The following is a 14,631-nucleotide window of genomic DNA, read 5'->3' as shown; positions in this document are numbered from 1 at the left end:
TTTGAGAAAGGGGGCGACAAGCAAGGCTGAAGTGAGGGGGTAAAGGGGGCAATGGAATGCCCCATTCAAGAATCTTCTGCCTCGGGCGCCCGGAAGGCCTTGCTGTAGAAACCGGACTGGTCGAAACAGCAGACCTGCTTCTTGCCGGATGCAAGCATATCGCAGGCATCACCTATTCGTTTTGCGCGCGTCTTGAGTTGCTTGGCTGAAGTCATCCAGTGTATCCAGTCTACTCGTGCGAGGGTCGTCGTATTCTTCCAGACTTCATGAGCCTGAGGAGTGGCTGCCAGTGCCTCCTGAAAATCTGCGGGGATCTCAGGTTCGGGTTCCTTTTTCACGGGGGTTAGCTCGAGGGTAACCACATCCCCAACGGCCGCGCCTGCGGCTTCAAGTAATTCGCGACTGACCTGCAACCAATGGCTCAACTGACCATCCGGCTCCAGGGTTGCCTGGAAAAGGTGCCCATTGATCGCGCCTTCGACTGTCGTCCTTCCTCGCCTCGGAAGTTGTTCACTCACTTCTCTTGGCAGCACTACGAACGCCCACGACGTATCATTACCAGGCTTTGTCGGACGAAGAAGCTTTGCTTCGAATCGGGATTTCATCATCACGCCCTCCTCACCGTAGAGTCTAAATTCGCACCTGAAGGCTTATATCAGCGGTTATTGCGCAAGATGAAGAAGTTCAACGCGCCGGCCAGGCAAAGCCACACTAGATATGGAAACAGGATCAAACCGGTGATCACATCAAGCCGCAAGGCCAGAACCACCATTACAGCGACCACAAGCCAAAGCAGCGCGAGGATCACCATGCTGGCGAGAATACGTTGAGCGCCGAAAAACACCGGCGTCCACAGCGTATTCAGTGCAATCTGCGCGGCCCACAAAGCCAGCACTACCTGACTATCAGGTATCTGGGTCAACCGATACCCAGCCCAGGCGAGCAACAGGTAAATAGTCGTCCAGGCGACTGGAAACAGCCAGTTGGGGGGCGTGAAACCGGGTTTGGCGAGAGATTCGTACCACTGGCCCGGTTGGAAAAAAACGCCTGTGCTGGCCGCAGCCCCGCAGGCCAGGAGAAAAATGTAAAAAGTCATCACTATTCCTTTGTGGAGTTCCGTGTCTTGAGTTGCGAAGGCATGTCCGCAGCATTAAGTAGAAGACGCTTGGAGAAGTGAAAAGTTTGGGTTTGTGGATGGCATTTTTCTGCTGACCGAAAGTGAGCCAATAATCACGATTTTTTCAGCATTACCGAGGTGTGCTTATGAACAACGCCAAAAAAGTGGTCATTGAGGACTGGGAGGGTGATGGCTGCATTCGTATCCCCGATGAGACATTGCAGGAGATGGGAGTCGACGTCGGAGACACCCTCTACCTGATCGAAGAGTATGTGGGTACGACTCGCTGTGTCGTGCTCAGTAAGACCCCACGAGTCGCTGATCGCACGGATGAGCTGGCCAGGTATTGGAGTGAAAACTAGGGTGCTGGACTATCTGCTCCTCACAATGTCCTTCGCTTATGAGCAAACGAGTAAGGCGGTTTTGCAAAAAAATCTGTAAAACTGACGACCAACTGGTTACTTCTAATCGTAACTATAGGTATTTAATAAGTTTTTTTGAGTTCGTGCTTGACGCCCCAGCAGTAAAAAACGTTTAATTGCGCCGCGGCCCAGATAGCTCAGTCGGTAGAGCAGGGGATTGAAAATCCCCGTGTCGGCGGTTCGATTCCGTCTCTGGGCACCACCTTTCGCTTTCAGGTGGCTCCAACACCACCCGAAACACCTCAAGAAACCCGCCTTGTGCGGGTTTTTTGTTATCTGCGTTTTTTCATTTACTCCGCCGCCTGCGCCCGCAAGCGACGCCCAATCACATCCATCAAGTCACAGCCATCACGCAACGGAATCGCCAGCAGCTTGGAAAAGTCCGACAATACCACCGTATCGCAACCAATCTCTGCGCGAAAGGCGATGTTCTCCAGTACCTGCGTCACCGTGCGAATGCGGTAATCCGCCATGGCTTGCAGAACGTCGAGTGTGGCTTGAGTGTCGATGAGTAGAGAGGCCGGGATCAGGTCGATTCCGGTGAGGGGCATGTATCTTTCCATAGGTGAAAACTCCGATCAGTGCAAAGGTGGACTGTCCCTCATTCGTCGCCAAACAAATGGGTGACAGCTGTACGCAGGTTGGCGAACCGGGATCGGAATCCGGCAGACCCGAAGGTCTCCCGCGCACAGCTGCCATAAAGACAGCTTTGCGAACGTGCAAAAGCACCTGCAAGAAAGCACAGAGCTTTTGCATCCGATCAGTCAGGTCGCCAAACCTGAGTCGCCATTTGGGCGACGGGGCGGACTATAAGCTTCATCGGATCGATGGGCAAGGTGAGGCATTCCGAGCTTTATGTAGGACCTGTGATGATGAAATCTCAGACCTTTCCCATCACTTCGCTGGAAATCCAAACACAGACCTGAGATGGTCATCGCCCGTTGGTTACAGCCACCGAAGCTATCCTCAATCAACACGCCCGCCGTCGAGATGGACCTCTGCCCAATGCAAACCCCAGCCCAACCGCAACGCGCCCTCTGGAAAACCTACCTGCTGTTCCTCGCCCCCATGGTTCTGTCCAATTTCCTGCAATCCATGTCTGGCACCGTCAACAGCATCTACATCGGCCAGATGCTCGGCACCCAGGCGCTGGCAGCCGTGTCCGGCATGTTCCCCATCGTGTTCTTTTTCATCGCCCTGGTCATCGGCCTCGGTGCGGGGGCGGGTGTGTTGATCGGGCAAGCGTGGGGGGCACGGGAGACGCATTTGGTGAAGGCGATTGCCGGGTCGACGTTGTTGTTGGGGTTGTTGATCGGGTTGGTGGCAGCCGTGGTGGGTAGTGTGTTCGCACGGTCTTCCTTGGTGGGGTTGGGGACACCGGGGGATGTGCTGGACGATGCGGTGGCGTATGCCCATGTGATGTTGTGGTTCATGCCGACGCTGTTGGTGTTTGTGTTGTTCACGCAGTTGTTGCGCGGGGTGAGTGATACGTTGTCGCCGTTGTTGGCGCTGGTGGTGTCGACCTGTATCGGCCTGGCACTGACGCCAGCGTTGATTCGTGGGTGGTTGGGCTTGCCGCCGATGGGGATTCAGAGTGCGGCGTTTGCCGGCTTGGCGGGCAACCTGGCGGCGATGGGGTGGCTGGCATGGCGTTTGATTCGCAAGGGCCATCCGTTGGCGCCCGACCGGGAGTTTTTCGCGGCCATGAAGCTGGACATGGCGATCCTCGGCAAGGTGTTGCGCATCGGTTTGCCCACCGGGTTGCAGATGGTGGTGTTGTCGTTGTCGGAGCTGGTGATCCTGGCGCTGGTGAACCAGCACGGTTCCCAGGCGACGGCGGCGTACGGCGCGGTGACGCAGATCGTCAATTACGTGCAGTTCCCGGCGCTGTCGATTGCGATCACGGCGTCGATCCTCGGCGCGCAGGCGATCGGGGCAGGCCGCATCGAGCGGATCGGACCGATCCTGCGCACGGGGTTGATGATCAACGTGTGTTTGACTGGAGGTTTGGTGGTGTTGGGGTATTTGCTGTCGCACTGGTTGCTGGGCTCGTTCCTCACCGAGGACGCGACGCGCAGCATGGCCGAGCACTTGCTGCACATCATGCTCTGGAGCCTGTTGGTGTTCGGCTTCCAGGCGATCATCGGCGGCATCATGCGCGCCAGCGGCACGGTGATGGTGCCGGTGGCGATTTCGATTGTGTGCGTGGTGGGTGTGCAGTTGCCGGTGGCGTATCTGCTGGATGCGCGGTTTGGGTTGCAAGGGGTGTGGATGGCGTTTCCGGTGGCGTATCTGGGGATGCTGGCGTTGCAGACGCTGTACTACAAGCTGGTGTGGCAGCATCAGAAGATTGAGCGGCTGGTGTAGGGAGGCGCCAAGATCGCAGCCTTCGGCAGCTCCTTCATCAGCCTCTGCCAACGTTGATCCATGCCGCGTCGGAGCCTGTGGGAGATTGTTGTCTGAGTACATATCCATTGCTGCGGTAACGGCCACCTATGGTTCCGCTTTTACAGCGGGTAACTTTGAAAAGCGGAACGCCGCCCGGCGCAAAGTAACCAAACGCTCTTGCCCCACCACTCGGTGCCTCGCTTAGGCTCGGCATGCCGTATCGAAGGCATTGCTCCGTGGGTCGCCGCGATGGGCCGTCCCTGGCCCAGCGCGGCTAAACCGGCGTCCTGCCGGTTTACCCACTGCGCAATGCCTGCGTTCGGCCATCGTGGTTTAACGGGGCGCCCACGATCAAAAGCAAAAGCGAGGCGGCCTGACAGACGACCTGACTTTTACGGATACCCCTGGATCCCCTGTAGGAGTGAGCATGCTCCGGGCGGCGTTCCGACGATGGTCGTTAACGATGACGCGGGGCACCAGGTAGCCCCCGGTGCTCTCGGGTTTTTCGCGAGCATGCTCGCTCCTACAGGAGGTATGCGTATGGCTTCCAATCAGGCCGGCCGGTCGGCCGCCTCGCTTTTGATTGCGATCTGGCTTTTGATTTTCTTGCCCCCTCGAGAGGCCGAGTGGAGGTTCTGCGCAGTGGGTAAACCGGCAGGACGCCGGTTTAGCCGCGCTGGGCCAAGGATGGCCCATCGCGGCGACCCACGGAGCAGGACCGGAGCGAGGGTACCCCGAGCCTCAGCGAGGGGCCGAACGCCAGGGGCAAGAGCCCTTGGTTACTTGGGGCCGGGCGGCGTTCCGTTTTTCCAAGTGACTCGCTGTAAAAGCGAAACCGTAAGTGGCCGTTACCGCAGGAATGGATATGTACACCTGAAGGAGAAAAGTCGGCTGTGAGGCCGCCTTCGCCGGCAAGCCTGGCTCCTACAGTGGATCGGTGCAGCCGTGAGAGATGGGTTGGCTGTGAGGCCGCCTTCGCCGGCAAGCCTGGCTCCTACAGTGGATCGGTGCAGCCGTGAGAGATGGGTTGGCTGTGAGGCCGCCTTCGCCGGCAAGCCTGGCTCCTACAGTGGATCGGTGCAGCCGTGAGAGATGGGTTGGCTGTGAGGCCGCCTTCGCCGGCAAGCCTGGCTCCTACAGTGGATCGGTGCAGCCGTGAGAGATGGGTCGGCTGTGAGGCCGTCTTCGCCGGCAAGCCTGGCTCCTACAGTGGATCGGTGTAGCCGTGAGAGATGGGTTGGCTGTGAGGCCGCCTTCGCCGGCAAGCCTGGCTCCTACAGTGGATCGGTGCAGCCGTGAGAGATGGATCGGCTGTCAGGCCGTCTTCGCGAGCAGGCTCGCTCCCACAAGGAATTGCGGTTGAGCATTGTCCTCGTGTTCGAGCTTGCTGCCAGTCACCGTCGAACCGACAATTGATGATGTGATGCGAACCGACAGGTGTTGATCGCCCGGGGAGGTTTTCAAATGAATCAGTCATCGCAATCCATCCTGCGGGACCGCATCGACGCCGGTCGACGCCTGGTGGAGCCGTTGCTCCCCTATGCCCATCGCGCCGATGTAATCGTTTTGGCCTTGCCGCGGGGCGGGGTGCCGGTGGCCTATGAAGTGGCCACGGCGCTCGGCGTGCGCCTGGACCTGATGCTGGTGCGCAAGCTGGGTGTTCCGTCCCGCCCGGAGTACGCCATGGGCGCCATTGCCAGTGGCGGTATCGAAATTCGTAATGAACAGGCGTTGCGGGCTCACCCCATTGATAAGGCCGCGTTCGAGGCCGTGGTCGCCCGGGAAACCCGGGAGCTGTTGCGTCGCGAGCAGGTTTACCGAGGCACGCGGGCGCCGGTGCAACTCAAGGACCAGGTGGTAATTCTGATCGACGACGGGTTGGCGACAGGGGCCTCGATGTTGGCGGCAGTGCAAGCGGTGCGTGTGCAGGCGCCGGCGCGCATCGTGGTGGCGGTGCCAGTGGGGCCGGTTGAAACGGTCCAGGCGTTGCGCCGTGAAGTGGATGAGTTGATCTGCCCGATCATACCCGACTGGTTCATGTCGATCGGGCATTGGTACATGGATTTTTCCCAGACGTCGGATGCCGAGGTCATCGGGTTGTTGCAACGGGCGTGGGGAATGTAGGGACGAGTGGTCGCAAATCGGTGCGGCCAGTGGAATAAACGGTCGTTCTTTGCTTTAGTCCTCCTGTTGCTGGCTTGCGTGTGTTCGACACTTGCCCATGAGGGCGCCCCGGCCCGGAGTGTTCCATGAACTCTCGATTCCTGCGTTTTTCGTCCCTGGTTGCCCTGCTTGCGTTGGGCGTTCCTGCGCAGGGTGGCGCTGTTGAATACTCGGATGTGAATGCCAAGGCCAGTACTATCAGGTTCACCTACAACCAGATGGGAACGCGAGCCTTTGGCACATTCAAGGAATTTGTCGGCACCCTTGATTTCGATACCGCCCGCCCCGAGGCAGCTCACGCCCATCTGACCATCGATCTGACCAGCATCGACGCCGGTAGTGAAGACGCCAATACCGAGCTGCTAAAGCCTGCCTGGTTCGACACCGAGCGCTATCCGCAGGCGACCTTCGAATCAACGCGCATCAAGGATTTCGGCAAAGACCGCTACCTGATTACCGGCAATCTGACGCTGCGAGGCCTGACGCGCAAGGTGGATGTGCCGGTTCTGCTCAAGGCCGAGGGCGGTGTCGGGATCTTCGTCGGCGAGCTGACGCTCAAGCGCAATGACTTCAAGATCGGGGAAGGTGAGTGGGCCGACAGTTTTGTTTCCAACGAAATCAATATCCAGTTTCGCATGGTCGCGCCACAGCGCTAGCGAGCGTGCAGGGGTAGTGAACAGTGACGGGAGATGAATATGCCAAAGAAAATCATCGTCGCATTCGACGGCACCTGGAACCTGCCTGATCAGGCTCCGGAGATCGATGGCGACGCCAGCACCAATGTAGTCAAGCTGCATGACGCGATCCTCCCCAGCCACAAGGACGGCACGCCGCAGAAGAAAATCTATGTCGCCGGCGTGGGCACCGACTGGTACGACAAGCTCGAAGGCGGGGCCTTCGGAGTGGGGCTGTCGAAGAAAATCAAGGAAGGTTATGTCGCCCTGGCCAAGCTGTACGAGGAGGGCGACCAGGTGTTCATTTTCGGCTTCAGTCGCGGTGCCTATTCCGCGCGTAGCCTGGTGGGGCTGATCCGCAACGTCGGCTTGCTGACGAAAAAGCACATCGATCGCATTGATGAGGCCTATACCTTGTACCGCACCCGCGATTCGAGCGCGGATACGGAAAACGCCCAGTTCTTTCGCCAGAATTATTCCCGGGAAATCGATATCCATTTCCTGGGTGTCTGGGACACGGTCGGCGCCTTGGGCGTGCCGTTCAAATCGGCCGAGTGGTTCAACCACAAGTACTACGAGTTTCACGACACCGAGCTAAGCGGGATTGTGCGCAATGCCTTCCATGCCGTCGCCATCGACGAGCATCGGGCCAACTACGAATGCACCTTATGGGACCCGATTGCCAAGCCCAATCAAGTGATGGAGCAGGTCTGGTTCTGTGGCGCGCATGCCAACGTGGGTGGCGGTTATGCCGATAACTCGCTGTCGGATATACCCTTGCGCTGGATGGCGAACAAGGCGATGGAGTGCGGACTGGAGCTCAATCCGAAAAAAATCCCCCGGCCGCCGAACGCGCTTCCGGAGATCACCGACTCCTATCAGGACTTCCTGGGGGGCACCTACCGACTGTTGAACGCGCGCTATTTCCGGCCGATCGGCAAGACATGTTTTGGCCAGGAATGCATCGATGACACCGTGCAGCAACGGGTGATCACAGTCAGCAATTATCGGCCGAAAAATCACGTGGATGTCTATCTGGCGGGGGCCTACAAACCCGTGAACAAGATCTGTTGATGGTGCGGTTGCGTGGCGCCCGGTCCACCTTGCATGGTCCGGGCGCCAAGCGCTTCAGTGCTCCACTGTCGGCACCGTAACCGTCTGCCCGAAGGCCGAACGTACGGTTGCGGTCGGGCTCGGTATCGGGAAGGCCGGAACCAGAAACCGGTGGCCAATCCTGGAAGCGCCGCTAGCAACAACGGCCAGCCGGTGACCATCAACGTGTTGGCCAACGACACCGACAGTGGCCAGCGATAGTCGTAGTACTGCCCCGGAAAGAAAAACGCATTGGTGCAGCCGTCAATAAATTTGCATCCGGCCATCGCAAACCTGATGGAAATGGGTGGCTTCGGGAAAGGTCTCGCGCGGTTGCAAGACACGCTCGAAAAAGTGACCTCAAGCATCGCTCGCCCTACCTTGGCCAGCGACTGTTCCAAACGCTGCATTGGGCTCAAGGTCCTGTCGATTCTGCTGAAGGCCTGCCGCACCGCTGACTCCCACGCGAAGCGTAGATCGGTCAGCCATTCTCCGATACCGGCGCTTAAATCATCGGAGGCAGCTTATCCAGCAGCTTGTCCAGCGTGATCGGGTAGTCGCGTACCCGAATTCCCGTGGCGTTGTACACCGCGTTGGCGATGGCGGCACTGACCCCGCAAATACCCAGTTCGCCAACCCCCTTGGCTTTCATCGGCGAGGACATCGGGTCGGTCTCATCGAGGAAAATCACCTCCTGGTGGGGGATGTCGGCGTGCACCGGCACCTCGTACCCGGCCAGGTCATGATTGACGAAAAAGCCCAGGCGTTTGTCCACCACCAGGTCCTCCATCAGCGCCGCGCCGACGCCCATGGTCATCGCGCCGATCACCTGGCTGCGGGCCGACGTCGGGTTGAGAATGCGCCCGGCCGCGCACACCGCCAGCATTCGGCGCACGCGGGTTTCCCCGGTGGCGCTGTCGACCGCGACTTCAACGAAGTGCGCGCCGAAGGTCGATTGCTGGTACTGCTTGCTCAGCTCGCCGAATTCAATGCTGTCTTCGGCGACGAGTTCGCCCGACTTCGCCGCATCGCGCAACGGCACGCTTTTACCACCCGCGCGCACTTCGCCATCGGCGAATTGCGCTTCGTTGACCTTCACCCCCAGGCGTTGCGCAACGGCCTCACGCAGCTTGACGCAGGCGGCATACACCCCCGCCGTCGAGCAGTTGCCGCCAAACTGTCCACCGGAGCCCGCCGAAACGGGAAAGCTCGAGTCGCCCAGGCGCACGACCACGTTGTCCAGGCTGGCGCCCAGCATTTCTGCGGCCGTCTGGGCAATGATCGTGTAGCTGCCGGTGCCGATATCGGTCATGTCGGTTTCCACGGTGACGATTCCCTGATCATTCAGGCGGACTCGAGCACCGGACTTCACCAGCAGGTTATTGCGAAAGGCCACGGCAACCCCCATGCCGATCAGCCAGCGACCTTCGCGCTGGGTGGCCGGTTGCGTGTGCCGTTGGCCCCAGCTAAAACGATCAGCGCCGGTACGCAGGCATTCGACCAGGTGGCGCTGGGAAAAGGGCCGATCCGGTTTCGTTGGATCGACCTGGGTGTCATTGAGAATGCGAAATTCCACTGGGTCGAGTTTCAGCTTCTCGGCCATTTCGTCCATGGCAATTTCCAGCGCCATCATGCCCGGCGTTTCACCCGGTGCGCGCATGGCGTTGCCTTCGGGCAGGTCGAGTGTCGACAGGCGCATGGTCACGCGACGATTTTCCCCGGCGTACAGCAGTTTGCTCGGTTGCGCGGCAAGTTCCACCTTGCCGCCTGGCAAGTCACCGGACCAGCCTTCGTGGGCCATGGCGGTGATCTTGCCGTCGCTGCCGGCACCAATGCGGATGCGTTGGATGGTCGCCGGGCGGTGGGTGCAATTGTTGAAGATCAGCGGCCGCGCCAGCGCCACTTTGACCGGTCTGCCGGCCATGCGCGCCCCCAGGGCTGCCAGGAGCGCGTCGGCGCGGATAAACAGTTTGCCGCCGAACCCGCCGCCGATGTACGGCGAGATCAGACGCACATTTTTCTTCGGTATGCCCAGGGTGGTCGCCAGGTCGGCGACCGACCAGTCAATCATCTGGTTCGAAGTCCACAGGGTCAGGCGGTCGCCGTCCCAGGCGGCCATCGAGGCCATGGGTTCCATCATCGCGTGGGCCTGGTCAGGCGTGGTGTAGGTGGCGTCCAGTTGCACCGGTGCCGCCGCGAACGCCGTTTCAAAATCCCCATGCAGGGTGTCTTCCATCTGCTCCTTGGGTTCCACCGCTGAGCCGCGTGAGCTGGCCAGATCGAATGCACCGTCTGTGCTTGTGTAGGTAATCTCCAGCCGTTCTGCGGCGGCGCGGGCCTGTTCGAAGGTTTCGGCGACCACCAGGGCCACGGCCTGGTGGTAGTGCTGGATCTCTGGCCCGCCGAGCAACCTGGCGGTGTTGTATTTGCCCTGGCCGAGCTTGCCGGCATTGGCGGCGGTGACGATGGCGATCACCCCGGGCGCCGACTCGGCGGGCGCAAGGTTCATCGTAGCGATGCGCCCCTTGGCAATGCCTGAACCGACCACCACGCCATAGGCCTGGTTCGGCACGGCGTCATGGTGTTCGTAGGCGTAGGGCGCTTGGCCAGTGGTTTTCAGCGGCCCTTCGATGCGCGGGGTGGGCTGGCCGATGACCTTGCCTTGGTCGATGGGGTTGGTGGTGGCCGGGGTGTCGAATTTCATGCCTGGGCCCTCGCTTGCGCCATCACCGAAGCGAGCATGCGCTCGACCAGTGTCAGTTTGAAGGCGTTTTCATGGGTGGGGGTGGCGCCGGCCAGTAGTTGTTCCGAGAGCGCTTTTGCGCCTTTGGCCATCGCTGTTTCAGCGCTCTCCACACGCCACGGCTTGGGCGCGACGCCGCCCAGGGCCACGCGGCCGGAGCTGTCCTTCTGGATCACCGCGGCTACTGAGACCAGGGCGAATGCGTAAGAGGCGCGGTCCCGGACTTTCTGGTAAATGTGCGTGCCGCCAATTGGCGGCGGCAACGTCACGGCGGTAATCAGCTCGTGGGGCGCCAGGGCGGTTTCGATGTTCGGCGTATTACCGGGCAATCGATGCAGGTCGGTGATGGCAATGACGCGTGTCGTGCCATCGGGTCGAACCGTTTCAACATGGGCATCGAGTGCGCGCATGGCGACGGCCATGTCGCTGGGATGGGTGGCAATGCAGGCATCGCTGACACCGATGATGCCCAGTTGCCGACTGAATCCGCCAATGGCGGCGCAGCCACTGCCGGGCTGGCGCTTGTTGCAGGCCTGATGGGTGTCGTAGAAGTACGGGCAGCGGGTGCGTTGCAGCAGGTTGCCAGCGGTCGTGGCCATGTTGCGCAGCTGGCCCGAGGCGCCAGCGAGCAGGGCGCGCGCGAGTACCGCGTAATCTTTCCTGATGCGCGGGTCGGCGGCCAGGTCGGTGTTCCTGACCAGCGCACCGATTCTCAAGCCACCTTCGGGCGTGGCTTCGATGCGATCCAGTGCCAGATGGTTGACGTCGATCAGTTGCGTCGGCGTCTCGATGTCCAGTTTCATCAGGTCCAACAGGTTGGTGCCGCCCGCAATGAATCGCGAGCCATGGACCTGCGCAGAGAGCGACGCGGCTTCGGCCGGCGACTGCGCACGCAGATAGTTAAAAGGTCTCATGCGCTGGCCTCCGCGACTTCGGTGATCGCCTCGATGATGTTTGAGTACGCACCGCAGCGGCAGATGTTGCCGCTCATGCGTTCCTGGAGTTCGCTGGCGATCAGCCTGGGTGGTTCGGTGAGATTCGGGCTGGCGTGGCTGGGAATGCCATCGCGGATTTCACCCAGCACCGCGACTGCCGAGCAGATTTGTCCCGGCGTGCAATAGCCGCATTGATAGCCGTCGTGCTTGATGAAAGCCGCCTGCATCGGATGCAGCTTGTCCGGCGTTCCGAGCCCCTCGATAGTGGTGACTTTCGCGCCTTCGTGCATTACCGCCAGGGTCAGGCAGGAATTGATGCGCCGGCCGTCGACAATGACCGTGCAGGCGCCGCATTGGCCGTGGTCGCAACCTTTCTTGGAGCCGGTAAGCTGCAGGTGTTCGCGCAACAGGTCGAGCAGGGTGGTGCGGGTGTCAAACTCCATTTCCTGCCGAGCACCGTTCACCCAGATCGACAGTTTGGTCTTGACCGGGTGCGCCGCGTTGGCGGCCGATGCCTGTGCAGAAATGAACGGAGGCAGGATCACGGCCGCTGCGGTTACCACGCCCACGATCAGGAGTTCTCGTCGGGAAATCGTCATGACGTCGAGCATCGGTGCGTTTCCTATGGTTGATTGGCGATTACAGCCCTCATCCATTGACTGACCTGCGCGATCAGGGAAAAGTTTTAGCGGTTTTCAACGGTAGAGTTATGCGTGTGGCTCATGAATCGATCAAGACAGGCGAGTAACGCGGCCCGGCACGCTATGATAGGCAGTCGCGACCATTCCCCGGAGTCAATCCCCGCAATGCCCCAGATCACCCACTACAAAACCCCGTGCCCTGAGTCGGTCAACAGCCAGATCCTGCAGATGGTGGTCGACAACCTGACCGACATCAGCATGGTCGCCATTGCGCCGAGCAACCTGTTGTACAACGTCTACCAGTACGCGATCGGCTACGAAGTGCATCTGTATCTGGAGGCCTTGAACGGGACGAAAGGCATTGAGGTGGAGTTGATCGTCGCCACGGACCTGGACGATCCGGACAAGGTCACAGGGTTCCTGTTGTACCTGCCGGTCAAGGATGATCCCGACGCGTGCAGCGTGGCCTATATGGCGGTGGTTGCCGGTCATCGGCGACAAGGGATTGCGCGCAGGATGCTGCGCGAGATGGTCGGTCGTTACCCGCATGCCGAACTGGCGTGCGCAGTGGCGAAGGTGCCGTACTTCGAGTCGATTGGCTTCGAGGTGGTGGGCGTGCGAGCCACCCAGGTGCTGATGAACACCCGTGATCATGGCAGCGACGGCTTGAGGGCGCTGCTGGATGTGGCGCCCATCTATAGCTCACTGGAGGTGCGGCAGATTCACACCTATCTGCTGCAAAAGCACGGCAAGCGGGCGATGCTCGATGCTGAGAAACAACGTGACCGGCATCTGGACCAGCTGACGCGCAAGGCCAATGAGTTTGTCCGCGAGCGATTGGAAAAACGCGTTTAACTTGTAGGCGCGAGCATGTCGAATCGTCGCACCGTCGCGATGGTCGTTAACGATAACGCTATAAGACTGACACCCCGCGGCGAGCTCAGGTTTTTCGCGAGCATGCTCGCTCCAACAGGGGGATCTGCGATGTGTATAAGAATGCACAAAGCCCGGCCAGGTGCCGGGCTTTTTCAGGTGTGGTTTTCGCGCAGTTAAAAAAGAGCCTCAAAGCTCTTTGATGGGGAGAAGTAGAGCCCTTGAGGCTCAAGATGCGCATGAAGCAGGCGGTGAGCTTGATAGGGGTTCAGTGCACTCACCACCTACGCAACGGCTTGGACAAGCAAGCGATTGCGCAACTCCATCGTAGGAAGATGGGGGGGCGGTCTCAAGTACCACTAGTCGAATCCCCCCACAAGTGTCAGCTTCTGCGATTGTGCTTCCCGGGCCAACCGGCCTGGTTCAGGGCCTCGAGCAGCGTTTCGGCATCCAGCCCCGGCACCGCATGGCCGTTACCTTCCGTCGTTTCGGCTGCGAGCAAGGCGTTGATGATGGCTTCTTCGACAACCTCGGTGGCCGCCAGGAACAATTCGCTGATGTGATCGTTATTGACCATGCTCAGGTTATCGCAGGTTGGCGCTTTTTTACTCTCGTAAGCCGCTGGCGGCACATGCTGGTTGCCGGTGGCGAACGCGATGAAGATGTCGCCGCTGTGGTCTTCATTGCCGCCACCGGTGCGGGCCAGGCCGAGGCTGGCGCGTTGGGCCAGGCGGGTGCATTGGTGCGGCAGCAAGGGCGCGTCGGTGGCCAGGCACACCACGATCGAGCCCATGCCCGGGTGCGGCAGTGCAGCCTTGAGAAAGGGTGAGTCGACCTGTTCCATGTAGCGCCCGACCGGGTAGCCATCGACGCGCAACTCATTGCGAATGCCATGGTTGGCCTGGACGATCGCGCCCACCGTCCAGCCACCCTGGGCACTGCTCAAGCGTCGCGAAGCGGTGCCGATGCCGCCCTTGAACTCGTGGCAGATCATGCCGCTGCCACCGCCGACATTGCCTTCGGCCACAGGGCCGCCGACCGCCGCGTGCAGGGCTTGGGCGACATGCTCGGGCTTCACGTGGAAGCCGTTGATGTCATTGAGCAAGCCGTCGTAGGTCTCCAGCACCACCGGCATGTTCCAGTAGAGCCGCCCGTCGTCAGGTTGCTGCTCACGGTCCAGCACGATCAAGGCATCGCGCACCACGCCCAGGCTATGGGTGTTGGTAAAGGCGATCGGGCTGGTCAACAGACCCGCTTCGCGAATCCACTCAAGGCCCGTGGCATCGCCGTTGCCATTGAGCACATGGACCCCGGCAAAACACGGTTGCTGGCTGGTGGAACCGGCACGGGGTTCGATCACGGTCACCCCGGTGACGATATCGCGGCCCTTGGCGGAGCGACCGCGTACATCGCTATGACCGACCCGCACGCCAGGTACGTCGGTGATCGCGTTGAGGGGACCGGGCTGCAGCTGGCCAAACTGGATGTTGAGATCGCGGGCACGTGGTTTCATGGGGGTTCTCATCTTCAAGGTAATGACAAAAAGGTAATCGTTCGGGCGCGGAACCTGTGGGAGCGAGCCT

Annotated in this window: 13 protein-coding genes, 1 tRNA gene and 1 pseudogene; 8 read left to right on the top strand and 7 right to left on the bottom strand. The window is 60.2% G+C overall.

Features of this window, described 5'->3' with window-relative positions; genetic code table 11:
* Positions 1-65: 65 nt before the first annotated feature.
* Entirely contained in the window at positions 66-608 is a 543-nt protein-coding gene (locus PSUM_RS08440; RefSeq protein ID WP_083349344.1) for a YdeI/OmpD-associated family protein, read from the bottom strand.
* A gap of 47 nt (positions 609-655) precedes the next feature.
* On the bottom strand, positions 656-1,096 hold the full coding sequence (gene tspO, locus PSUM_RS08435) for a tryptophan-rich sensory protein TspO (RefSeq protein ID WP_020800711.1): 441 nt from the start codon (positions 1,094-1,096) through the stop codon (positions 656-658).
* Positions 1,097-1,263: 167 nt separating this feature from the next.
* Between tspO and PSUM_RS08430 the strand changes: the two genes are divergently transcribed.
* Together PSUM_RS08430 and PSUM_RS08425 are read left to right on the top strand one after the other, a co-directional pair.
* Positions 1,264-1,479 carry a hypothetical protein gene (locus PSUM_RS08430; protein WP_020800710.1) on the top strand — a complete coding sequence of 72 codons (216 nt, stop codon included), beginning with the start codon at positions 1,264-1,266 and terminating at the stop codon, positions 1,477-1,479.
* Positions 1,480-1,665: 186 nt separating this feature from the next.
* Positions 1,666-1,741 (top strand) — tRNA-Phe (locus PSUM_RS08425).
* Between the two features lie 88 nt (positions 1,742-1,829).
* Here the strand turns inward: PSUM_RS08425 and PSUM_RS08420 are convergent.
* Positions 1,830-2,102 (bottom strand): hypothetical protein, encoded by a 273-nt coding sequence (locus PSUM_RS08420; protein ID WP_083349343.1) that lies wholly within the window; start codon positions 2,100-2,102, stop codon positions 1,830-1,832.
* A gap of 442 nt (positions 2,103-2,544) precedes the next feature.
* On the opposite strand from PSUM_RS08420, the gene PSUM_RS08415 reads away from it, so the two are divergent.
* From PSUM_RS08415 to PSUM_RS32595, 5 genes and pseudogenes are all read left to right on the top strand, one after another.
* The gene (locus tag PSUM_RS08415) at positions 2,545-3,906 is read left to right on the top strand and encodes an MATE family efflux transporter (protein WP_033044603.1); all 1,362 of its coding nucleotides are present in this window, start codon (positions 2,545-2,547) and stop codon (positions 3,904-3,906) included.
* Positions 3,907-5,391: 1,485 nt separating this feature from the next.
* Positions 5,392-6,051, top strand: a complete 660-nt coding sequence (locus PSUM_RS08400; protein ID WP_083349341.1) for a phosphoribosyltransferase — start codon at positions 5,392-5,394, stop codon at positions 6,049-6,051.
* A 125-nt stretch (positions 6,052-6,176) separates the two neighbouring features.
* Positions 6,177-6,746, top strand: coding sequence for a YceI family protein (locus PSUM_RS08395; RefSeq protein ID WP_020796770.1), 570 nt, complete (start codon positions 6,177-6,179; stop codon positions 6,744-6,746).
* A 39-nt stretch (positions 6,747-6,785) separates the two neighbouring features.
* Positions 6,786-7,838: a T6SS phospholipase effector Tle1-like catalytic domain-containing protein gene (locus tag PSUM_RS08390; RefSeq protein WP_020796769.1), complete on the top strand. Its 1,053-nt coding sequence runs from the start codon at positions 6,786-6,788 to the stop codon at positions 7,836-7,838.
* 129 nt (positions 7,839-7,967) lie between these two features.
* Positions 7,968-8,063, top strand: a pseudogene (locus PSUM_RS32595) (hypothetical protein); the annotation flags it as partial.
* A gap of 298 nt (positions 8,064-8,361) precedes the next feature.
* Here PSUM_RS32595 and paoC read toward each other — a convergent pair.
* Genes paoC through paoA form a run of 3 tightly spaced genes read right to left on the bottom strand, consistent with a single transcriptional unit; the run spans position 8,362 to position 12,133 of the window.
* Positions 8,362-10,560 carry an aldehyde oxidoreductase molybdenum-binding subunit PaoC gene (gene paoC, locus PSUM_RS08380; protein ID WP_083349339.1) on the bottom strand — a complete coding sequence of 733 codons (2,199 nt, stop codon included), beginning with the start codon at positions 10,558-10,560 and terminating at the stop codon, positions 8,362-8,364.
* The gene (locus tag PSUM_RS08375) at positions 10,557-11,513 is read right to left on the bottom strand and encodes an FAD binding domain-containing protein (protein ID WP_033043574.1); all 957 of its coding nucleotides are present in this window, start codon (positions 11,511-11,513) and stop codon (positions 10,557-10,559) included. Before PSUM_RS08375 ends, paoC begins: the two co-directional genes overlap by 4 nt.
* Positions 11,510-12,133 (bottom strand): aldehyde dehydrogenase iron-sulfur subunit PaoA, encoded by a 624-nt coding sequence (paoA, locus tag PSUM_RS08370; RefSeq protein WP_083350171.1) that lies wholly within the window; start codon positions 12,131-12,133, stop codon positions 11,510-11,512. The genes PSUM_RS08375 and paoA overlap by 4 nt, the downstream gene beginning before the upstream one ends.
* A 207-nt stretch (positions 12,134-12,340) precedes the next feature.
* On the opposite strand from paoA, the gene PSUM_RS08365 reads away from it, so the two are divergent.
* The gene (locus PSUM_RS08365) at positions 12,341-13,030 is read left to right on the top strand and encodes a GNAT family N-acetyltransferase (RefSeq protein WP_033043575.1); all 690 of its coding nucleotides are present in this window, start codon (positions 12,341-12,343) and stop codon (positions 13,028-13,030) included.
* A gap of 400 nt (positions 13,031-13,430) precedes the next feature.
* Here PSUM_RS08365 and PSUM_RS08355 read toward each other — a convergent pair whose 3' ends face one another.
* A complete protein-coding gene (locus tag PSUM_RS08355) occupies positions 13,431-14,561 on the bottom strand; it encodes a DmpA family aminopeptidase (RefSeq protein ID WP_083349337.1) in 1,131 nt (376 codons plus the stop codon).
* Positions 14,562-14,631: the final 70 nt, after the last annotated feature.

It is taken from the genome of Pseudomonas umsongensis (genome assembly GCF_002236105.1).
In the GTDB taxonomy this organism is placed as follows: domain Bacteria; phylum Pseudomonadota; class Gammaproteobacteria; order Pseudomonadales; family Pseudomonadaceae; genus Aquipseudomonas; species Aquipseudomonas umsongensis.
Note: the sequence above shows the minus strand (reverse complement) of the source record. Positions and strands in the feature narration are given on the sequence as shown.